Here is a 19,620-nt window from a genome sequence, read left to right on the forward strand (position 1 = left end):
GGCCGTGAAACTCGCACGACGTTACGTTGAAGACATCCCCGGGTCCACGTACGCTTCCAGCCCAACCGAGGTGCCGGATCACGGCGAAACGAGAGTTCGCGGCCAATCGGCATGCGGTCGATCTGCCATGCTCGACATGTGCCAGATCAACGGTCCATCTCCGAAAAGTCGCAAGACCGCAGAAACGAACGTTCGCTTCAGAAATCCGCCGACTCTGCCATGGCGACCGCTAATGCCGTGAAGGACATGATCAAGCTCAGTCGGGAGCAGCTGAAGCTGTCGGCTGCGCAAGTCGAGTTGACGGGGCGCCGCTCGGGCAGATGCTGAACGCTCAGAGCGTTTCACACGATGGATGACGTGGGGCTCTCACGGTAGCGATCGCTTCCCTTGGAGTTGCGGTCGTCGCGCTCTCAATCTGATGGTCACTCTGAGTGCAGCGGTATTGACCCGCTCCTTCCGGGAGCGCGTCAGTACGCATTCAGCCAACTTCCGCCATCGCTACCCCGTGGCGTTCACTCTCCGCCGTGGCTGTGACCACGCCGCCTTCGCTCGTGCTGCGGATGACTGCGAACGTGCGTCCCTGGTAGGTCGAGTGTGTGTCGTCCACAAAGCTCTCCTCCGTCGCGGGCGCAGCGCTGCCGAAGGCGATGAGCTCCGCAGGTCAGTCGATTCGCACTGAGATTTTGTCCCGCGCTGCGCTGTCAACGGTTCCCGAATCGTCGGCGAGTTCGAGCCATATGAACGCGATCTCGTCGTCTGCCCGCTCAGGCTCCTCGACACGCAACGTCAACCGATTCTCGCTGACCGACCGCAGCTGCGAGCGACCAGTCTCGGCGCCGTTGCGGTAGCCGATGGCGACCAGTTCGCCTGGCTCGTATTCGGCGGTGAATCGTGTGATGAATCCCACGCGGCGGCCTACGCGACGTCGACCGAGTGATCGCCCGTTGAGGCGCAGTTCGACCTCGTCGTCATCTGAGTACGCCTCGATCTCCGCCCGGCCTGCGCACCCGCCCCACGCCCAGCTGGGAATCGTGTCGGACGTCCGCCATGGTGTCTTGTTCGTACGCTGTCCGGCACGATCCAACGGATGGACGGCGATCGCCGGCGCAGCCAGCCGGCCCCACGCCGCCTGCGCCAGATATACGGGCGCTCCGGGCTGCCCGGTGATGTCGAACGCACCCGATCCTGCGAGCAACGCCGGGTAAGGCTTGTTGAGGCCGCCTGCTTCCTGGCCGTACGACCAGGTGCCAATACCGGATTCACCGAGATAGTCCCAGCCGGTCCAAATGAAGTCACCGCACAAGCACTGCTCTGGATCCTCACCCTGGCCCTGCTGATCAGCTGCATCCGACAAGACCTCCGAAACCGCACGCAACGCAACCACCGAGCACGTTGGCCGCGGACAACTCCCGCCCGGTTCCTCCGCTCAGGTTGCGGTGGGGCCAATCGCACTCGCATCAACGGCGCCAGCACTGATGCCTTTAAGTTCGACAAGGATCGTGTGGGTGGGTGTCGCCCCGGTGTTCTCGCCGGCGTGACGTTGCGCCGGAAGCCACACTGCCTGGTTAGCACTGAGTTCGACGTCGCGATCTCCGGCCGCGGTGCTGAGCCGCCGCTGGAAGCTGGTGAGCGTAATCATCACGCTGTTCGGATGCACGTGAGGGGTGGTGCTCTCACCAGGCAGGTCTGAATAGTCCAGCACACGGACATGTTCATTCTCGAAAATTGTGCGGTAGTGCTCTGGGTTGGACCTCACCGGGTCTTCGTTGACCATGCCGGTAAGCGTACTCTCACGTCTGAATTTAGGCTCGATGGAATCTGTGCTGGAGAGGCCAGAGAAGCACAGCATGTGCCCGTGGTTGCCCGCGCTGTGCTGAACGAATGAGGGCCAACGGGCGATCGGTGCGAGACCGTGGCGTGTAGCAAAATCCGGTCACATATTCAGTGAGATAGGGCTCCCGCTGCACGATCTCTTCCTTGAACCTCAGAGCAACGGAAGCCCACGAACGGCGGGTGAGCAACTCCCCAGCGCCCCCAAAACGCCGCTCTATGCGGAAGAATACGCCGCAACATTTGCGAAGTCCAGAGGCGGCCGCCGATGGTGCACAACGTCGGGGGCCGTTGCTGGGGACGCACCACCGGCGGGCTCATGTAGCTTCAGCTTTTGGCCCCGCGGGGCGGCAAGTGTGGGATCGGAATAGGGCGGGTTGAGCGATTCACCTCATATAACCGCCGAACCTCGTCCAGCACCTCGAATGCCGTCGAATGCTCTTTCGCCAGAGGCGCCTCCCGCACCCATACAACCTCCACACGCGTCGCATCAAGTTCGTGAACACACGCGACTGTGTACAACGGATCGCTTGGCTGATAACGGTGGTCCAGGATCCACCATTCAACATCCGATACCTTGCACAACTCGAACCGTGACTCGGCCGCCGCGTTCATCGCAACCTCCAACCAGTCAGACCGATTCAGGCTGATGAGTCGCGTCGCGCGGTGGGCGGGCACAGGGCGGACGAAAGCCCGAGAAGGGCTTACCCGACCCGTTCGAGAGCACCATCACCCGTCAGCCGTCATTCAAAATTGTACGCCGATGCGTGCGTGTCGTCGATGGGCGCAGGCGGCGTCTGCCACGTAGCGACCCATTCTTGAGTCAGACAAGGGAACGGTGAGAGACCGAGGGAAAATGTCCCTCCGTCTCCTCGCGGCGCACGAAGATGAAAGGTCGCGTGAACAGGGCTTTGATACGCGGCCGCAAGACGAATCGGAGGCCTTCTGCGCAAACTTCCGTGGGCAATTTGACGCAAACTGTGGGCGCGGATCCCGACTCTGGCACTGCCACGTCGTCGGCAGCATTCTGCGTTCAGACCAGTCTCGCGTGCCGCAATTGGTAGCGCTAGAGGTAAAGCCGTTCGGGTGACGTCCCAGGGGTGGCGGAGCGGCGATATTCGCCTCGCGTGTGGCGTGCCCGTGTGTTGCGACCGAGACGGCCGCACGCCACCCACAACGGTGCGGATGGGTGAGGTCGAGCATGGTACTTGCGTTACTGTGTGACTCTATGTAATGTGTGCGGCATGGTAGATCGCGGGACGCAGCTCGGTCGGCTTGAGCAGGACCTCCGCAAGGGTGTCCTGGTGCTGGCCGTGCTCTCCCAGCTGCGCACCCCGCAATACGGCTACTCCCTACGGCAAGAACTTGCCCAGCGCGGGATGCCTATCGAGGAGGGAACGCTCTACCCTCTACTGCGGCGGTTGGAGACTCAGGGGCTACTCGCGTCGCAATGGCAGACGGATGACGGGCCTCCCCGCCGCTATTACGAGCTCAGCACGCTCGGCGCGGGGCTGTTCCAAGACCTGACCTCCGCATGGGGGTCGCTGGCGTCGGTGATGGACCGGCTCCTGACCGAGGAGGACTGAAGTGGATCCCAACGCCATCATCGACAGCTACGTGGCCGACGTCGTACGGCACCTTCCGCGACGCCAGCGCGCCGACGTCGCCCTCGAACTCCGCTCGCTGCTCGACGAGGAGCTAAATGGTCGAGCAGCGGATGCCGGTCGCCCAGCCGACTCCACACTCGCCATGGGACTGCTCACAACCTTCGGCACACCCCGGGACGTAGCGGACCGCTATCGACCCGCCGGCTTCACGATCATCCGTCCCTCCGACGCCCCCCGATTCACCTGGATCGCACTCGGTGGCGTCGCGCTGATCTGGGCGATCACTCTGCCAGCCATCATGCTCGGCGTCATCCCCGTCCTCGGCTGGGACTACGGCGCAAACGCCTGGTGGGGCCGCCTCACCGTCTGGTGGCTCGGCCCCGGCATCGGCGCCCTCTGGTGGCCCGGCGTGGTGATCACCTTCACACTCATCGGCGCGCTGGTCACACACCGCCGCGAGTCCGGGCCGAAGACCTGGACTCCTACCCCGCCCCGAATGATCGACCGCGACCTGGTCAGTCGCCCAGGCACGGTCGTTGGAATCGCGGCCGGGGTGCTTGGCGCCGCCCTCGTCATCGCCCTCCCCTGGCTTCCCTCCTGGGCGCCCGGGCTCCCAAAACCCGCCATCGAAGCCCTCGCACTCGACCCCGAGTTCCTGCAGTGGCGAGCGCCCTGGGTGCTTCTCTTGTGGGCGGCGGAGCTGGTCCTGTACGTGCTCGTGCTCATCGCAGGGCGATGGACTGTACCCACTCTGCGCGCCCGCAGCGTGCTGTCTCTGGCCGGGGCCAGCCTGCTGCTTTGGTGGTCTCTTGCGGGGCCGGTGTTCATTGCCCCAGTGACCGACAGCACAGCGAGGCTCCTCTTGGGACTGCTCGCCATATACCCAGCAATCGACGCGGTCGTCGCCTTCCGACGCAGTAGGTCAACGTCCCGAAGAACACGCGCGTAGCAGTGTGTCTATCGGGTTCCGTTGATGGGGTCGGCAGGCCTGGTCGACGTCGGTCTCAATCATCCTCAATCCGTCTCGTTCGCGCTCGGTCGCCTCAATCGCGCGTGCTCCGCGAACAGGACCCATCCAAGGCAACGCCTGACCTGAACCGCCTCAGGGTTTGATGCACATTCTGTCGAGTTGAAAGCATGAGGACCGTTGTCGGTATGGTTCGCGCCACCGTGTGACGAAACTTTCGCGAGCCATTCTTGAGCCAGACAAGGGGTCGGTGAGAGACCGAGGGACAATGTCCCTCCGTCTCCGTCGCGCCTTAGCGAAATGCAACTGGTCAGCACTTTCACGCATGTTTGCCGGACGGGCCGGGCGCTCTTGGTCCACAATCCCGTGGGCAATCTGACGCAAACCGAGTGCAGAGCATTTAAGACATTGCTTCTGACCAGGGATTTTATGGCGGAGACGGAGGGATTTGAACCCTCGGTCCCCTTAAGAGGACTCCACCTTAGCAGGGTGGTGCACTAGGCCACTATGCGACGTCTCCAGGCATCCAGGCCAAAACTCGGATGCACTCAGCAAGCATAACCGTTCAGAGAGAGCGGAGCGAACCGACTACTCGAGCACAGACTGGGCATCCGCGAGCAGGCGCGCACTTGCTGTCGCCATATGCACCGCCATTGCAGATGCTGCAGCGTCGGCATCCTGCGCGCGGACCGCTTCAAGGACCGCCTCATGCTCAGCAACCGCACGCACAGCGTGCTCGCGATCATGCACGGCCCGATCTGCGTATACCTGCAGCAGCGACCGGACGACATGGACCTGATCCGTCAGCGTCTCGTTGCCTGCGGCTTCGGCCAGCGCATGATGAAAGTCCAGGTCGGCGCGCGCAAACGCAGCCAACTCGGTCACCGTCGCGCGCATCCGTTCGACGATTCGCTCCATCCGCTCGAGAATCGCCTCGTCCGCCCGCGTCGCCGCAAGGCGCGCAACGTAGATCTCTAGGCCTTCACGCAGCTCGAGTAACTGACCGGTGCGTCGCTCACCAATCAAGAGCCCCCACCTCAGCGTCTGCGGAAGAAGCTCGCTCGCCGCGCCTCGCAGATAGGTGCCGGATCCTGGGCGCACGTCCACGATTCCGAGAATCTCCAATGCCGCCAGGGCCTCACGCACCGCAGATCGCCCCACCGCAAGCGTCGCAGCGAGCTGCCTTTCGGGTGGCAGCCGCGTGCCAGAAGCGACAGACCCGCTGGTGAAAAGGTCCATCAGGCGTCGCGCGACTTCGGACACCGGGGTCCCTGACGGCAGCGAACCGAGGGCAGCTGTGATGTCGTCGACTCGATCACCGGGATATGCGGGCATGAAATCAACTTACTCTGATCGTGACGATTTGACTTGCAATTGGTCAACCGGTTTGCCAAACTAGCAGCATGATCGGCCTCGGCACCTACGCCTACTTCTGGCAGCATTCCGAACGAGCACCGGAGCCACTGAACCTCATCGGCGCATTTGAGGACACTCGCGCTCAGGGTGTCGATCTGTTCCAGATCTGCGACTACGCACCACTGGAGCAGATGAACGACGCCGAGCTGCACGACGCCGCCCGCGCCGGCCGCGACCTCGGCCTTACCATCGAGCTGGGCACGAAGGGCATCGCACCCGAGCACTTGAACCGCTACTTGAAACTCGCGGAGTTCTTCGATGCGCACCTTGTGCGCAGCATGCTCTACGGTCCGGATTCGCACCCCAGCCTCGCCGAGGCCGAGACCTGGCTGCGCCACGCGCTGGCGGCATACGAATCCGCGGGCGTCACGCTCGCACTGGAGACGTACGAACAGCTCGCCACGACGGATCTCATCGGGGTCATCGAACGCGTCGGAAGCGACCGCCTCGGGATCTGCCTGGACCCCGCGAACGTCACGGCCAGACTCGAATCTCCGCGCACCTGCATCGAACAGACAGCGGCGCTCACCAAGAACGTGCACGTGAAGGACTTCGCCTTCGCCCGCCAGCCGGGCTGGGTCGGCTTCACCTACAGCGGGGCGCAGATGGGCACCGGCCTGCACGATTACGCCCACCTGCTCGCGACTGTGCGCCCCCGCGTACGCGGCATCAACGAGATTGTCGAACACTGGTTGCCCTGGCAGGACGATGCTGCGACAACGATACGAACCGAGCGGGAATGGACCCGCACCACCCTGGACTACCTGAGGAGCACACTATGAGCGACAACTACAAGATCGCCGTCATCGGCGCGGGCGGCAAGATGGGCATGCGCGTGTCCAACAACCTCGTGAAGACCGACCACACCGTCTGGTATGTGGAGAACTCCCCCGCCGGACAGCAGCGCACCCTCGACGCAGGCCGCGAGCTGACGGATGCCTCGATAGCCGTTGCCGACGCCGACATCGTCGTGCTCGCCGTCCCCGACCTGGCGCTCGGCCCTGTGACCGCGGACCTCGTCCCCCAGCTACGCGCAGGCGCGATCGTGCTGACACTCGACCCTGCCGCCGCATATGCCGGGCTCCTCACCACCCGCGAGGACATCATCCAGGCGGTCGCCCACCCGTGTCACCCGTCGATCTTCCTGCAGCGCGAGACCCCGGAGCAGTGGGCCGACACCTTCGGTGGCATCGCCGCCCCACAAGATGCCATTGCCGCAGTCGAGTCGGATGACCCGACCAAGAAGGCCATCGTCGAGGCCACAGTGCGAGCGATCTACGCGCCCGTCATCGATGTGCACTGGGTCACGATCAAGCAGCTCGCGCAGCTCGAGCCGACCCTCGTGGAGACAATCGCCTGCATGATCGGCGCACTCCTCAACGAGGCTCTGCAGGAGACCGTGAACACTATGGGCGTGCCGGAGGCAGCTGCGCGTAGCATCCTCTACGGCCACACGCAGGTGGCCCTCGCAAACGGCCTGCGCGGCGACAACCCGTTCTCTGACGCGTGCCTCATCGCGATGGACTACGGCCGCGAGAGCATCATCAAGGATGATTGGAAGAAGATCTTCCGCGATGATGAGCTCGACAAGAACCTCGCCCGCATGCTCCACCTCGACGAAATCACCCGCTGAGATGACACGACTTCAAGGAAAGACCGCGCTGGTCACCGGCTCCGGCTCGGGGATCGGTCGCGCTGTCGCCGAGCGTTTCGCACGCGAAGGTGCACGCGTGATCATCGCCGATCGTGATGCGGATGCCGCATCTTTGGTCACTGCATCCATCGGTGAATCCGCCCGCGCCGCGGTGATGGACATTTCGGATGAGACATCCGTCGAGTCTGCCTTCGTCGAGCTCACCGGGGCGGGCTGGAGCCCGAACGTCGTCGTCGCGAACGCCGGCGTGCAGCTCTTCGGCCAGGATGCCAAGATCGCAGATCTGGATCTCGGTGTCTGGCGACGCACGATCGACATCAACCTGACGGGCACGTTTCTGACGGTGAAGCACTCGGTGCGGGCGATGCTGGCCGCAGGCGGCGGTTCGATCATCCTCACCGGCAGCCCGACCGGACTCAACGGAGAAGGGCAGGACTTCACGGCCTACTCGGCATCGAAGGCCGGCATCCACGGGCTCACGCGCACTGTCGCCGCCGCATATGCCGCAGACGGCATTCGCGTGAACACGGTGGTTCCTGCGTACACCGAAACCGGGCTGGTCTCGACGATCTCCGAAGACCCTGAGTCTCGTGCCGCGATCGTCGGGCGAATCCCCCTGGGCCGTGCAGGAACACCAACCGATGTCGAAGGCATCATGGTGTTCCTCGCAAGCGCCGACGGAGAGTTCGCGACCGGCGCGCTGTTCGCGGTCGACGGTGGAATGACGAACCTCTGACGATCGGACGATTGCGATGACGTGGTGGCGGACGGATGCCGCGCCCTGGCGCGCGCACGGCTGGAGCATCGAGGTGCGCGGCGACGAGCTCGCCGACATCCGGCGGGATGGGCGGCTGGTACTGCGCGGCGTGCGCGCCGTCGTACGCGACCATGGCTGGAACACCGTGCCGGTCGTCGTCGAGTCGTTCACGACCTCCCCTGACGGTCTCGAGTTCCGGCTGCGCCACGACGGACTCGGCGCTCGTGTCACCGCGCTTCTGCGGGTCGACGTCCGCGACGACGAGCTGACCGTCTCGTGGGATGCCGTCAACGAGTTGGGATTCGACACCTGCCGCGCCGGACTCGTCGTGCTGCATCCGGCGATGGCTGCGGGGTCGGCGGTGACGGTCACCCACTCGGACGGTTCTGCGGAGCAGACGATGCTGCCCGTCGCGATCAGCGGCCACCAGCCGATTATGGACATCCGCGAGCTGCGGATCGGCTCGACCGCCTCGACCACGCTTAGGTTCGACGGCGAAGTGTTCGAGATGGAGGACCAACGAAACTGGTCCGACGCGTCGTTCAAGACGTACAGCCGACCACTCTCGCTGCCGTACCCGTACCGCCTGGAAGCCGGCGAGCATGTCCGGCAATCGATCAGTATTCGGGTCGACGGCATGGCGGCCAGAGGCACCACGTCCGGTGCGGATCTCGTCATCGGCCTGCACCCGGCCGGCGCGTTCCCGCAGATCGGAATCGAGGCCTGCACTGCCCCGGACCCGGTCCCCGCAGTCACGATCGGTGGGTTCCGCGTGGTGGAGCTGGACCTCACCACCCCTAACTGGCCCGCGGCGCTGACCAGAGCGTCGGCCGACCGGCGTCCGATCGACGTTCGCCTCGTGACCGACGGCGAAGCCGGGCTTCTCGAACAAGCGGCGCGCTCGCTCCGGGATCACGACGTGCAGCGAGTGACGCCGTTCGACGCCACGATGCACGTGAGCAACCGAGCCGTCGTCGAGGCTACTCGTACCGCGCTCGCCTCTGCGGGTCTTTCTGTGCCGATCCTGGGCGGGGCGCGCTCGCACTTCACCGAGCTCAACCGCGAGCAGCACCAGGTGCCGCGCGACGTGGACGGTATTGCCGTGAACACCACGCCGCTGTTCCATTCCCTGGACACCGAGCAGCTCGTCGAGGCTCTCCCGATGCAGCGGCTCATCGCCGAACAGACCGTGCGGATCGCTGACGGCTTACCGGTGCACATCGGCCCGGTCTCGCTGCGCCCGCGCTTCAACAACGTCGCGACCAGCCCGGAGCCGGCGCCGACCCGTGGCGAACTCTCCGAGGGGTACGGCGCCCAGTTCACCGGGGCGGCCGACGAACGGCAACGCGCCGCGGAGCTGGCCGCGTGGGTGGTCGCGAGTGCGGCGGCCCTGGCCGCGCCCGGGGTGGCGAGCCTCTCTTGGTTCGAGACGTTCGGGCCGCGTGGACTGCGCGACGCAGACGGCGCCTTCCCGGTCGCGGCGGCGATCGAGTCGCTCATCTCGCTCGCCGGTGGCACCCTGCTGACCGGCAACAGTCCGGATGGACTCGTCTGGGCGGTCGGATCACGCAGTTCCGACGAGGACATCGTGCTCGTCGCGAACCTCGATCGAGTGACGAGGAAGTTCGGCGTGCAGGTGACGGGCGGAGCGACGCAGGACGTCGTCGTCGAACCCGGCAGCTGGACACGCTTGAGCGCCACCCGCTGACCCCGACAAACGTTCCCCGTGTGGTCGCGAGTACTACGACGCGCGGCGGCGGTCCCTTGGACGCAGCCGGGCCGGCGGGAGCGGCGGTGCCGGCACCTTCTCCCCAACCGTGTTGACGAGTTCGCCGATGCCTTCGATAACCATCCGCACCTCGTCGCCCTCCTGCAGCGGGGGCGGGGTGAGGGCCTGGTTGCGGCCCCAGAGCTCGCCGAGGCATCCGCCGTTACCGACTGTCCCCGAGCCGAGCACATCGCCGGGCACGACGCGCGAGTTGCGCGAAGCGTAGGCAACGAACTCCGGAAATGGCCAACCGGCGTTCGATAGCAGGTCCTCGCCGATCAGCTCGCCGTTGACGTACACCTCGGCGCGGAGCGCCAGGAAACCGTCATCATCGAGATACGGCGCCACCTCGTCGGCGGTGACGATCCACGGGCCCAGCGTCGTGCCGAAGTCCTTGCCCTTTGCCGGCCCCAGACGCACCTTCATCTCGCGGGCCTGGAGGTCACGCGCTGACCAGTCGTTCATGATCGTGTAGCCGAAGATGACGGATGCCGCGGACTGCGCGTCGAGGTTCGACTCCCCTGCTTGTGCATCGGCGCCGATGACGATCGCGAGTTCGAGTTCGAAGTCGAGCTTCTCGGTGACCGGCGGACGCAGCACGTCTCCAGGACCCGAGATGGTGTGCGGGTTCGTGAAGTAGAACGTCGGTGCGTCGTACCACTCCGCGGCGACGTCACTCTTGCCCTCGACCCCGGCGCTCACTCCTTCGACGTGCTCCTCGAACGCGACGAAGTCCCGCACCGAGGCTGGCACCACCGGTGCGAGCAGGCGCACGTCGGCCAGCGGCTCACCGGCGCTCTCGACCCGCTCAAACACGGAGTGAGCCTCGGCGAGACCGCGCCGCAGCACGTCGGTGACAGTGAGACCGTCGGGAAACGGCACCACCCTGTCAGCAATGATGAAACCCTCGCTGACGCCCTGTCCGCTCTCCCAGCGAGCGATCCTCATGCCTGCACCCTCGCTGTCAGCAGGTCGGCGGCGTTCCCGGCCAGGATGCGCTCGGCGATCTCGGCGGAAAGCCCTGCGTCCTGCACGAACGCCACCGGGTCGTCGAGCCCCATGTCGAACGGGAAGTCGCTGCCGAGAACCACCCGGTCGGCGCCGGCGACATCGATCAGCTGCCGGAGTGATGTGGGACTGTGCACGACCGTGTCGAACCAGAGCTTCTTCAGATACGTCGATGGCGCCTCGGCGCAGCGCTGCGCCTCGGGCCGTACGGCCCAAGCCCGGTCGGAGCGGCCGATCGCGAATGGCAGGTAGCCTCCGCCGTGCGCCGCGATGATTTTCAGCTCCGGATGCCGATCGAGCACACCCGCGAAGATAAGGTGCGAAAGCGCCACCGCGTTCTCAGTCGGTTGACCGACCGTGTTGGCCAGGTAGAAGCGGTCGAGCCGCTCATCCAGGCTGCAGCCGAACGGATGCAGGAAAAGCACGCAACCGAGTTCGGCGGCACGCGCCCAGAACGGCTCGAGCCGCTCGTCCGACAGCTCAACATCGCCGGCGAACGAGGATATTTCCACGCCGGCCAGTCCCCGCCCGAGCACGGCATCATCGAGGCACTCCACGATTCGCTCCGGATGCTGCAGCGGGACGAGTCCGAGCCCGACGAGCCGATCCGGGGCCTGCGCCACGTGCTCGGCCACGAGCCTGTTCGCCTCGTTCGAAGCCCACACCGCGAGGCCCTCCGGCGCCCACGGATAGAAGTGGTTTGGCGACGCGCTCACCCACTGCACCTGGACACCCTGCTGGTCCATCGCGGCGAGCCGTTCGGTGACCGAAGTGAGTTTCGGGATGCGGGCGCCGACCATGGGGCCGGACACAGCCGCGCTCTCCGCACCGTTGCGCTTCAGCTCAAGCGCGGCGGCCTCTGCGACCAGCTCTGGCACTCGCGCCTCCACCGCCGCCTGGATCGACGGCAGTAGGAGATGGGCGTGCACATCCGTCACGCGGACGCTCATGCCGGTGCCGCCATCTGCTTCGCGATCCCAAAGATCAACCCACCCGCGTCGGCGTCGCGGTCGCCGTCGATCTGCCACTGCGCGAGCTGCGAAGACGCCTCAACAACAGCCGTCGCCCGGGGAATCCTGCGGCTGTGGAACTCGTCCCACAGCGCCTCGTTGATGACGTCTGCCGCCACCAGAAGCTCAGTGAGAACGACGGCATCCTCCAGCCCTTGCGCGGCGCCCTGCGCGATCGTCGGAGGGCAGGAATGCGCAGCGTCGCCGATGATCACGACGCGTCCGCGGTTCCAGGGTGCGTCGACGATGTGCCGCGTGAACCAGGTGTAGTTCGCGTGCGCGCCCTTCTCCAGGTCGGTGCGGATAGAGTCCCACGGGCCTGCATAGGCCCGAGACTCCTCGAGCATGATGCGCGTCGCATCCTCGTCGGAATGGCTGAATCGGTCTTGCGCCTTCTCGACCAGGAACGCATACATCGAGTCCTCGCCAGTGGGCGTGTAGCCGGCGATGTACACCGGTCCGCCGTAGTACAGCTCACTGCGCTCGACCTCGGCCGGACGTGACACGAAAGTGCGCCAGATGCCCATGCCGTTCGGCTCGGGCTTGGTCTCGATCCCGATGAGTCCGCGAACGGTCGAGTGCAGACCGTCAGCGCCGATCAGCAGGTCGTATGCTCCGGCGGATCCACCATCCACGAACACCTCGACGGAGTCCGGTGCGCTCGCGTCGATTCCGGTGACCTTCGCGCCGAAGACGAGGTTGACGCCCGCCGCCTGCGCGTGGGCGAGCAGGATGCGTGCCAGTTCGGCACGCGGCATCCCCATCGCGGCCGGGTACTCGGGGCCTCCGGTCTTCACGTCGGGAAGCGATGCGACGATCGGTGCGTCGGGTCCGGGAGCTCGGAGGTTCAGCCCCTCGAACGGGTAGCCTGCCTCCCTGATGTCGTCCCAGGCACCAATCGCGTCGAAGCAGCGCAGTGCGTTCCCCTGCAGGGAGATGCCCGAACCGAGGGCGCTCAAATCGGGTTTGGCTTCGAAGACGTCGACCTCGACGCCCGCTTTCGCCAGCTGGATCGCTGCGGCGAGTCCTGCGACGCCGCTGCCGGCGATCGCGACCTTGGATACTGCGGTCATGTCAGAACCTCCTTGTTCTGGTGTGGTGCATCGGAAAGCTAGAGAAGGGCGATGGGATTGATCGGAGAGCCGACCGCACCCGTGATGGGCAGGGGCGGGGCGGAGAGCAGGAACTCCCAGCGGCCGAGCTCTCCGCAGGTCGCGGCGAGCTCGTCGAGGTTCCACATCTCGCCGATCGTGAGTCCCATGTTCGGGATTACGACCTGGTGCAGCGGCTGGAAGGCCGGCGCGTCAAACTCGTTCGGGCGCACCTCGAAGCCCCAGGTGTCGGTCGCGATAGCGGCGATCTCGGTGCGATGCAGCCAGCCGGCAGTGGTGAGTGAAAGGCCGGGTGCGGGTCCGCCTGCATAGTCGCCCCAACCGTCGCGGCGGGTGCGCGCGTACTGACCGGTGCGGACGAGCACGATGTCGCCGCGGCCGATGCGGGCGGAGTCGCCCTGCGCTGCGGCAGTCGCCTCGAGGTCGGCGACGGTGATCGCGTGGCCGTCGTCGAGCTCGCCCGTCTCGGGGTGCAGATGCCGGCCGACATCGAGCAGCACACCGCGGGAGATGACGACGGATGCCGCATGCTCAATGCCTGTGATGAGGTCGCCATCACTTGTGACCACGTCGCCCGCGCGCCGACCGTTCCAGGCGTTCCCGTGGTCGAAGATGTGGCCGAGACCGTCCCACTGGGTCGAGCACTGCAACGGCATGGCGATCACGTCATCCGCGCCGCCGATCCCGTGCGGGAAGCCCTGATTGCCGCGTTCGGCATCGGTGCCGGTGTCGGTCATCGTGTGCACCGGGTTGGTGCGTCGGCGCCAACCCTTTTGCGGACCGTCTGTGTCGAAGGGCTGCGAGAGCGAGATCGCCCGGCCGTCGCGGACCAGGCTCGCGGCCTGCACGCGCTTGGCCGCGTCGATGAAGTTCAGCGTGCCGAGCGCGTCGTGCTCGCCCCAGCGGCCCCAGTTGCGGAACGCCTCGGCGCGGAGGGCGATCTCCGCCTCTGGATCCTGGCGGTCGAGGTCGGCGGGGTTCTCGGACGGACCGGTCATGACGCCTCCTCCGCGACGCAGCGGATGACCTGGGTGCCGAGGTTGCCGATCGTCCCTGTCATGACGTCGCCGTCGCGCAGGAACCTCTTCCAGTGCTGACCATTGCCCGCGGGACTTCCGGTAAGCAGCAGGTCGCCCGGCAGCAGCGGCATGTTCTGCGAGGCCGCCGAGATCAGTGCGGGGATGTCAAAGAGCAGGTCGGCGGTGGAGGCGTCCTGCATCACCTGTCCATTCAATTCGAGTCGCACCGCCGCATTGCTAGCATCCACGAACTCGGCCGGCACCAAGAAGGGACCAGTGGGCAGGAAGCCGGGGGCGTTCTTGCCGCGGTACCAGTCGGTGCCGATGTCTTTCATGTCCTCGCGGAATACGAGGTCACGCGTGGTGACGTCGTTGACCATGGTGTAGCCGGCCACGTGCTCGAGGGCATCCTCGCGAGTCACCCGAAACGCCTCCCGACCGATCACTACGGCCAGCTCCAGCTCCCAGTCATGCACCTCGCTGTAGCCCGGCAGCACGAGCGGTACGTCGTCGCCGACGACGCACGCGGGCAGGCCGATGAAGAAGTAGGGCTCACCGTTCACGGCCCGATCGTCCATCAGCTTGGCCGCGAACTCGCGAGCTTCTTCGATTGTGCGACCGCTGTTCTTCGACACTCCGGCGGCGACCAGCTCGATCACGTGCTGACGGTAGTTCGCTCCGGTCTGCAGCACCTGGCGCGGCTCGACCGGCGCGGTCAGCACGACCTCGTCCAGCGGACGCCAGGCGCCGTCAGCACTTTCGGCGAGCGCGCCGAGGCGATCCCAGTCGGGGGCGGCGAGGAATGCGTTCAGCCCGGCTGCGCCGAGGTCCTCGTCATCCAGCGGTCGGATGCGGTCTCCCGCTACCAGCCCGAGACGCGCAGAAGCGCCGTCCCGGTAGCGGGCCAGCGCGAAGGGTGCCGTGGTGGTCGTCATCGATCCTTCTCCAGTTTCGTTTCTCAGTCTGTGTCATGAGGGTGGGAGGAGGGGCGCGGCATCACCGCACCCCTCCTGTCCACTCAGCCCTAGCCGTGCTGGGTGTACGGGTTCAGCAGCAGGTCTTTGATCTCGTCGGGCACGCCCTCTTCGGTCGCGGATGGTCCGTCCGCTGGCGGGAACGACTCGGTCATCGACATCGGCATGGAGCCGTTGCGATAGAAGTTGCTCGATCCCTGCGACGGGCGCCAGGTCTGGGCATCCCAGTCCGGAACGTAGTTGCGGTAGCCGCCGGTGTTCACTTCGATACGCATCGTCGACGGCTCGCGGTAGTACAAGAACGTCTGCTCACCGATGCCGTGGATGTTCGGTCCGTATTCGATCGGGGTGCCATTTTCCATGAGCGTATCCGCGGCGATGAGTAGCTCCTCGCGGGTGTCGACCCAGAACGCGTAGTGATTGATGCGCCCTGCGAGGCTGGAGCTGTCGAGGACGATACCGAGGTCGTGTGACTTTTCGTTCGTGGTGAGCACGGAGAACACCGAGATCGGTACCTCGTCCAGAACCGTGCGGGCCATGAACCGGAAACCGAGCACGTCGACGTACCACTGGACGAAGCCGTCAACGTCACTCGCCGCGATGGTGACATGGTCGAGTTGGCGCGGTGCGCCCGCGACGGTCGAGCGCTTCTCCGGACGGTCGGGATAGATGGATGCTGTGTCACCCTGCGCCTGGTGACGGGTGACGTCCCAGTGCAGGGTCATGCTGTGGCCGTAGGGCCCGGTGAAGCGGTACGCCCGGCCGATCTTGTAGCCGTCGAACCACTCGCCCTGGATGCCGGCAGCCTCGATGCGCTTCGCGGCCTCTTCGAGCGCCTCGGCGCTGGTCGTGCGCCACGCCATGGTCTCGAGGGCGGGCTCTGCGCCTTCGACGACAACAACTGAGTACGAGTAGTAGTCGCCCCAGCAGCGCAAGTACACGCGATCGTCCTCTCGAGCGACCTCGGTGAGGCCGACCTGAGTCTTGTAGAACTCGACCGACGCCTCGACGTCAGGCGTCGTGATCGCCACATAGGAGAGATGGGAGAGCAGTTTAATCATCGTTGATTCCTTCTGAGGTGGGCTCGTCGTGTTCCTACTCTGCGCCGAGCTGCAAGTATCAGGGAATCCGAATTCAGCTATCTCCGGTATCAGTGCGACTGATACGATCGGCCTCAGCTCACCGACGAGCCCTTATCCACCTGAGGAAGACCCTGCCCGTGTCTGATCAACCGCTGCTCTCCCGCCTTGACCTGAACCTGCTCGTGTCTTTGGACGCACTGCTCACCGAGCGCAGCGTCACCAGGGCAGCAGAGCGACTGCATCTCAGCCAGCCCGCTCTCAGCGCCTCGCTCGCGCGACTGCGTACGCACTTCGACGATCCGATCCTCGCCCGCCGCGGGAACTCCTACGAGCTGACCCCACTTGCCATCCGACTCACGGACCACACCACCACGGCGCTCGAAGCCGCTAGGCGAGTGTTCGAGAGCCAGGCGGCGTGGAATCCGGAGCTGTCGACACGCGAGTTCGCCATCTACGGGTCGGACTATTCCTTCGTGACCGTCGGGCGACGCGTCAGTCTGCTGGCCCGACAGCAAGCGCCCGGGGTGCGCTTCCGGTTCATGCTGCACAGTCCGGCAGTCGTGGAGGATGCCGCAACGAGGCTGCGCTCGGCGGACGCGATGCTCATCCCGCACGGCTTCCTCAGCGATCTGCCGTACGCCGACCTCTGGCAGGACCACTGGGTGGGGATCACAAGCACGCACGACACGACGATCGGCGAGCGGGCCACGATGGCCGATCTCTCTGCGCGTCCCTGGGTCTTCACCTATCAGTCCCGCGAGGCGTTCACCTCGGCGAGTCGCCAGATCCAGCAGCTTGGCATCGAGCCGAGATTCGAGGCCGTCGTGGAGAGTTTCCTCGCCCTGGCGTATTTCATCGAGGGCACCGATCGACTCGGTCTGGTGCAGGCGTCTGTCGCACCCGCTCTCGAGCGCTCCGCTGGCGTGCGTACCTTCGCCCTGCCCTTCGACGCGACCCCGGTGCTCAACGCCGTGTGGTGGCATCCTGTGCACGACCGCGATCCCGAGCACCAGTGGATGCGCGGGCTTTTCGTGCAGGCTGCGGCGGAACTCGGAGACGCGCACTAGTTGCCGAGAGGCCGAATCGCGCTCCGGCCTCTCGGTTCAGCTCGGTTCAGCTCGGTTCATTTCACCCGAACGCCTCCGCCGTGGCGTATCCCTTGCCGTTGTACTTCTGCACGACAACGTCAGACACGGCGGGCTTGCCGTCGACCGTGGTGTCGATAACCGATCCCTCGAGCATGAACGGCGCCTCGTAGTCCTTGATGCTCATGAGCGCCTCCATGAAGCTCTCGCGCGTCGGCTCCTTCATCTGGCTGAACGCCTGCTCAAGGGTCGCCGCGCCAATCCAGCTCCACACGCAGTGCGGGAACGCAGGGACGCCCTCCTGATCGGTGTATTCGTCGATCGCGGCGAGGAACTCCTTCCCCTCTTCGCTCTCCTGGAACATCGGGCTCGCCGCCGACTCCGAGAAGGCGACGGTGTAGATGCCGGGGAAGACATCGGCGTGCACGTCCGGCTGCTGCAGGATGCCGCCGGGGCTCGACGTGTTCGACGGCAGGAACCAGCTGGGTGTCCAGCCGAGTTCCTCGGTCTTCTTCAGCGCGGAGATGACCAACGGCGTGATCGACATCGCGTTGAAGAACACGTCCGCGTCGCTGGCGGCGAGTTCGATGATCTGCGCGTCCACCGAGGTGTCGGTCGCCTCGTAGGTGAGCTCTTTGACGACCTCGATGTTGTCCGCGCCGTCGATGGCCTCCATGAACCCCTCGACGTAGCCGTCGCCGTAGTCGTCGTTCTGCGACAGGACGGCGACCTTGTGCTCTTCAGCCGAGGCGGCGAGCAGTTCGCCGAATGCGGCGCCCTCCTGCTGGTAGATCGGGACCAAGCCGATCTGTTCGGGGCTCGCTTCGCGGTCGCTGAAGATCGGGTCCCCCGTCTGCACCAGCACCTGCGGGACGCCCTCATCGATGGCCGCTTCGCGCCAGGCGCGGTTTGTCGGCGTGCCGAGCCCGAGGCCCGCGGCGAAGACACCGTCGGACACCATCTGCTGGAAGTTCGCCAGGGCCTTCTGCGGATCGTAGGTGTCGTCGTACGCCTTGATCTCGACGGTGCGGGTCTTTCCATCGCCGAACTCAATGCCGCCCTCGGCGTTCTTGACACCGAAGTAGGCGAGTGCACCGTCGACCGTGCAGTTGCCGGGGCCGGCGGTCGCACCACTCAGGGGGCTGGTGATGCCCAGCGTGATGCTGTCGTCGGTGATGCCCGGGCTGGCTTCGGCCGACCCTTCACCAGGATCGTCGTCGCCCCCGCCTCCGCGTGCGCACCCCGTTGCGAGGACGGCGACGATGCCGATCCCTGCGATGACCGAGGCTGTTCGCCTCTTGCTGCTGAACGTTCTCATGTGTCCTGCCTCTTTCTTTCAGATAGCGCGGTTCGGGTGGGATCGGGTGATGCGGCATCCCGGCCTCGTCTTCGTCGACGCCAGAGCCGGGGAAGCGAGACCAGGCCGCCGGGGAGGACGAACAGGATCACGAGGAGGATGATGCCTTGCATCACTGCCGTGAGACTCGAATCGACGGCATTGGTCAGTTGCGGTGCCAGCACGTAGTACGCGCCGCCCAGCAGCGAGCCGAGAATGCTGCCCGCGCCGCCGATCACCATGGAGGCCAGCAGTGTGATCGAATGCCCAAAACTCATCGTCTCGGGCGAGGTGTACTGCACGACGACCATGTAGAGGAAGCCGCTGACGCCGCCGATGAGAGACGCGATCGTGAACGCGAGCACCTTGTAGCGATATGGCGAGATGCCCATCGATGATGCGACGGCCTCGTTGCCCTTTACGATCGTGAACGCCCGGCCATACTTTCCCCGCATCAGGTTGCGAGTCAGCACGAACACAACCCCAGCGATAGCGAACACGATGTACAGCTGCCACTGATCATCCGCCAGGCCCGACCAGTCCGGTGCGCCCGAGAACCGCGCCGATGTGCCCTGCGAACCCCCGGTGAACTCCGCGAGTCGTTTGGCGAGCGGGACGCCGACAATGGGCAGCGCGATCGTGACCATCGCGATCGCCAGTCCGCTCAGCCGTGCGGCGGCCAGCGCGATGAGCAGGCCGACTACCGCAGGCACGAGCGCGGCGAGGACCAAAACGAGTGCGATGTTCCAGCCAGCGTTCACGCCGTAAGCGGTGACATATGCGCCGAGGCCGACGAAGAAGATCTGCCCGAGCGAGACCTGACCGGTATAGCCCATGACCACGTTGAGTCCCAGCACCGCGACGGCAAAGACGCCAATGCGGGCGAGCGTCTGGTTGACGAAGACCGGGAGGATGAGCGGAGCGATCAGCAGAAGCAGGACGACCAGCAGCACGCCAGCCCAGCGCACCCACGGCCTGCTCATGAATTCCTTCGC

19 protein-coding genes and 1 tRNA gene are annotated in these 19,620 nt (G+C 65.4%); 7 read left to right on the forward strand and 13 right to left on the reverse strand.

Annotated elements, in window-relative coordinates; translation table 11 throughout:
• Positions 1-478: 478 nt before the first annotated feature.
• The 3 genes from AC1C2O_RS09530 to AC1C2O_RS09540 all read right to left on the reverse strand — a co-directional run bounded on the left by AC1C2O_RS09530 (position 479) and on the right by AC1C2O_RS09540 (position 1,774).
• A complete protein-coding gene (locus AC1C2O_RS09530; RefSeq protein ID WP_495431714.1) occupies positions 479-649 on the reverse strand; it encodes a hypothetical protein in 171 nt (56 codons plus the stop codon).
• Positions 650-661: 12 nt separating this feature from the next.
• On the reverse strand, positions 662-1,354 hold the full coding sequence (locus AC1C2O_RS09535; RefSeq protein WP_495430195.1) for a DUF4982 domain-containing protein: 693 nt from the start codon (positions 1,352-1,354) through the stop codon (positions 662-664).
• Positions 1,355-1,426: 72 nt separating this feature from the next.
• Positions 1,427-1,774 (reverse strand): cupin domain-containing protein, encoded by a 348-nt coding sequence (locus tag AC1C2O_RS09540; RefSeq protein WP_495430196.1) that lies wholly within the window; start codon positions 1,772-1,774, stop codon positions 1,427-1,429.
• Between the two features lie 1,300 nt (positions 1,775-3,074).
• On the opposite strand from AC1C2O_RS09540, the gene AC1C2O_RS09545 reads away from it, so the two are divergent.
• The gene (locus tag AC1C2O_RS09545; protein WP_495430197.1) at positions 3,075-3,416 is read left to right on the forward strand and encodes a PadR family transcriptional regulator; all 342 of its coding nucleotides are present in this window, start codon (positions 3,075-3,077) and stop codon (positions 3,414-3,416) included.
• A 1-nt stretch (position 3,417) separates the two neighbouring features.
• Complete coding sequence (locus tag AC1C2O_RS09550; protein WP_495430198.1) at positions 3,418-4,386, forward strand: hypothetical protein; 969 nt, start codon at positions 3,418-3,420, stop codon at positions 4,384-4,386.
• Between the two features lie 448 nt (positions 4,387-4,834).
• On the opposite strand, the gene AC1C2O_RS09555 is transcribed toward AC1C2O_RS09550, so the two are convergent.
• Together AC1C2O_RS09555 and AC1C2O_RS09560 are read right to left on the reverse strand one after the other, a co-directional pair.
• Positions 4,835-4,924: transfer RNA gene (locus AC1C2O_RS09555), tRNA-Ser, on the reverse strand.
• Between the two features lie 68 nt (positions 4,925-4,992).
• Positions 4,993-5,739 (reverse strand): FadR/GntR family transcriptional regulator, encoded by a 747-nt coding sequence (locus AC1C2O_RS09560; protein WP_495430199.1) that lies wholly within the window; start codon positions 5,737-5,739, stop codon positions 4,993-4,995.
• 68 nt (positions 5,740-5,807) lie between these two features.
• Here AC1C2O_RS09560 and AC1C2O_RS09565 point away from each other — a divergent pair, with 68 nt between their 5' ends.
• Genes AC1C2O_RS09565 through AC1C2O_RS09580 form a run of 4 tightly spaced genes read left to right on the forward strand, consistent with a single transcriptional unit; the run spans position 5,808 to position 9,939 of the window.
• Complete coding sequence (locus tag AC1C2O_RS09565; RefSeq protein WP_495430200.1) at positions 5,808-6,602, forward strand: sugar phosphate isomerase/epimerase family protein; 795 nt, start codon at positions 5,808-5,810, stop codon at positions 6,600-6,602.
• The gene (locus AC1C2O_RS09570) at positions 6,599-7,453 is read left to right on the forward strand and encodes a phosphogluconate dehydrogenase C-terminal domain-containing protein (RefSeq protein WP_495430201.1); all 855 of its coding nucleotides are present in this window, start codon (positions 6,599-6,601) and stop codon (positions 7,451-7,453) included. Before AC1C2O_RS09565 ends, AC1C2O_RS09570 begins: the two co-directional genes overlap by 4 nt.
• Position 7,454: 1 nt before the next feature.
• Positions 7,455-8,210, forward strand: coding sequence for an SDR family NAD(P)-dependent oxidoreductase (locus AC1C2O_RS09575; protein ID WP_495430202.1), 756 nt, complete (start codon positions 7,455-7,457; stop codon positions 8,208-8,210).
• Between the two features lie 16 nt (positions 8,211-8,226).
• Entirely contained in the window at positions 8,227-9,939 is a 1,713-nt protein-coding gene (locus tag AC1C2O_RS09580; protein ID WP_495430203.1) for a D-apionate lactonase family protein, read from the forward strand.
• Positions 9,940-9,972: 33 nt separating this feature from the next.
• On the opposite strand, the gene AC1C2O_RS09585 is transcribed toward AC1C2O_RS09580, so the two are convergent.
• From AC1C2O_RS09585 to AC1C2O_RS09610, 6 genes are all read right to left on the reverse strand, one after another.
• Positions 9,973-10,947, reverse strand: coding sequence for a fumarylacetoacetate hydrolase family protein (locus tag AC1C2O_RS09585; RefSeq protein ID WP_495430205.1), 975 nt, complete (start codon positions 10,945-10,947; stop codon positions 9,973-9,975).
• Entirely contained in the window at positions 10,944-11,957 is a 1,014-nt protein-coding gene (locus AC1C2O_RS09590) for an amidohydrolase family protein (protein WP_495430206.1), read from the reverse strand. Before AC1C2O_RS09590 ends, AC1C2O_RS09585 begins: the two co-directional genes overlap by 4 nt.
• Positions 11,954-13,090, reverse strand: coding sequence for an FAD-dependent monooxygenase (locus tag AC1C2O_RS09595; RefSeq protein WP_495430207.1), 1,137 nt, complete (start codon positions 13,088-13,090; stop codon positions 11,954-11,956). The genes AC1C2O_RS09590 and AC1C2O_RS09595 overlap by 4 nt, the downstream gene beginning before the upstream one ends.
• Positions 13,091-13,128: 38 nt before the next feature.
• The gene (locus tag AC1C2O_RS09600; RefSeq protein WP_495430208.1) at positions 13,129-14,127 is read right to left on the reverse strand and encodes a cyclase family protein; all 999 of its coding nucleotides are present in this window, start codon (positions 14,125-14,127) and stop codon (positions 13,129-13,131) included.
• Positions 14,124-15,083 (reverse strand): fumarylacetoacetate hydrolase family protein, encoded by a 960-nt coding sequence (locus AC1C2O_RS09605; RefSeq protein ID WP_495430209.1) that lies wholly within the window; start codon positions 15,081-15,083, stop codon positions 14,124-14,126. The genes AC1C2O_RS09600 and AC1C2O_RS09605 overlap by 4 nt, the downstream gene beginning before the upstream one ends.
• A gap of 89 nt (positions 15,084-15,172) precedes the next feature.
• Positions 15,173-16,183, reverse strand: a complete 1,011-nt coding sequence (locus AC1C2O_RS09610; RefSeq protein WP_495430210.1) for a VOC family protein — start codon at positions 16,181-16,183, stop codon at positions 15,173-15,175.
• Positions 16,184-16,341: 158 nt separating this feature from the next.
• On the opposite strand from AC1C2O_RS09610, the gene AC1C2O_RS09615 reads away from it, so the two are divergent.
• Positions 16,342-17,271 carry a LysR family transcriptional regulator gene (locus AC1C2O_RS09615; protein ID WP_495430211.1) on the forward strand — a complete coding sequence of 310 codons (930 nt, stop codon included), beginning with the start codon at positions 16,342-16,344 and terminating at the stop codon, positions 17,269-17,271.
• A 61-nt stretch (positions 17,272-17,332) separates the two neighbouring features.
• Here the strand turns inward: AC1C2O_RS09615 and AC1C2O_RS09620 are convergent, their stop codons facing one another.
• Positions 17,333-18,607: an ABC transporter substrate-binding protein gene (locus AC1C2O_RS09620; RefSeq protein WP_495430212.1), complete on the reverse strand. Its 1,275-nt coding sequence runs from the start codon at positions 18,605-18,607 to the stop codon at positions 17,333-17,335.
• Positions 18,604-19,608, reverse strand: coding sequence for a branched-chain amino acid ABC transporter permease (locus AC1C2O_RS09625; RefSeq protein WP_495430213.1), 1,005 nt, complete (start codon positions 19,606-19,608; stop codon positions 18,604-18,606). Before AC1C2O_RS09625 ends, AC1C2O_RS09620 begins: the two co-directional genes overlap by 4 nt.
• Between the last annotated feature and the right edge of the window lie 12 nt (positions 19,609-19,620).

This window comes from Microbacterium sp. Y355 (assembly GCF_059445345.1).

What these genes read in the sequence shown, in the direction of transcription:
- AC1C2O_RS09585 (WP_495430205.1), bottom strand. Translation starts at nt 10,947, where the DNA reads ATGAGGATCGCTCGCTGGGAGAGCGGACAGGGCGTCAGCGAGGGTTTC.
- AC1C2O_RS09600 (WP_495430208.1), bottom strand. Translation starts at nt 14,127, where the DNA reads ATGACCGGTCCGTCCGAGAACCCCGCCGACCTCGACCGCCAGGATCCA.
- AC1C2O_RS09595 (WP_495430207.1), bottom strand. Translation starts at nt 13,090, where the DNA reads ATGACCGCAGTATCCAAGGTCGCGATCGCCGGCAGCGGCGTCGCAGGA.
- AC1C2O_RS09605 (WP_495430209.1), bottom strand. Translation starts at nt 15,083, where the DNA reads ATGACGACCACCACGGCACCCTTCGCGCTGGCCCGCTACCGGGACGGC.
- AC1C2O_RS09545 (WP_495430197.1), top strand. Translation starts at nt 3,075, where the DNA reads ATGGTAGATCGCGGGACGCAGCTCGGTCGGCTTGAGCAGGACCTCCGC.
- AC1C2O_RS09580 (WP_495430203.1), top strand. Translation starts at nt 8,227, where the DNA reads ATGACGTGGTGGCGGACGGATGCCGCGCCCTGGCGCGCGCACGGCTGG.
- AC1C2O_RS09540 (WP_495430196.1), bottom strand. Translation starts at nt 1,774, where the DNA reads ATGGTCAACGAAGACCCGGTGAGGTCCAACCCAGAGCACTACCGCACA.
- AC1C2O_RS09620 (WP_495430212.1), bottom strand. Translation starts at nt 18,607, where the DNA reads ATGAGAACGTTCAGCAGCAAGAGGCGAACAGCCTCGGTCATCGCAGGG.
- AC1C2O_RS09610 (WP_495430210.1), bottom strand. Translation starts at nt 16,183, where the DNA reads ATGATTAAACTGCTCTCCCATCTCTCCTATGTGGCGATCACGACGCCT.
- AC1C2O_RS09565 (WP_495430200.1), top strand. Translation starts at nt 5,808, where the DNA reads ATGATCGGCCTCGGCACCTACGCCTACTTCTGGCAGCATTCCGAACGA.
- AC1C2O_RS09560 (WP_495430199.1), bottom strand. Translation starts at nt 5,739, where the DNA reads ATGCCCGCATATCCCGGTGATCGAGTCGACGACATCACAGCTGCCCTC.
- AC1C2O_RS09625 (WP_495430213.1), bottom strand. Translation starts at nt 19,608, where the DNA reads ATGAGCAGGCCGTGGGTGCGCTGGGCTGGCGTGCTGCTGGTCGTCCTG.
- AC1C2O_RS09575 (WP_495430202.1), top strand. Translation starts at nt 7,455, where the DNA reads ATGACACGACTTCAAGGAAAGACCGCGCTGGTCACCGGCTCCGGCTCG.
- AC1C2O_RS09590 (WP_495430206.1), bottom strand. Translation starts at nt 11,957, where the DNA reads ATGAGCGTCCGCGTGACGGATGTGCACGCCCATCTCCTACTGCCGTCG.
- AC1C2O_RS09570 (WP_495430201.1), top strand. Translation starts at nt 6,599, where the DNA reads ATGAGCGACAACTACAAGATCGCCGTCATCGGCGCGGGCGGCAAGATG.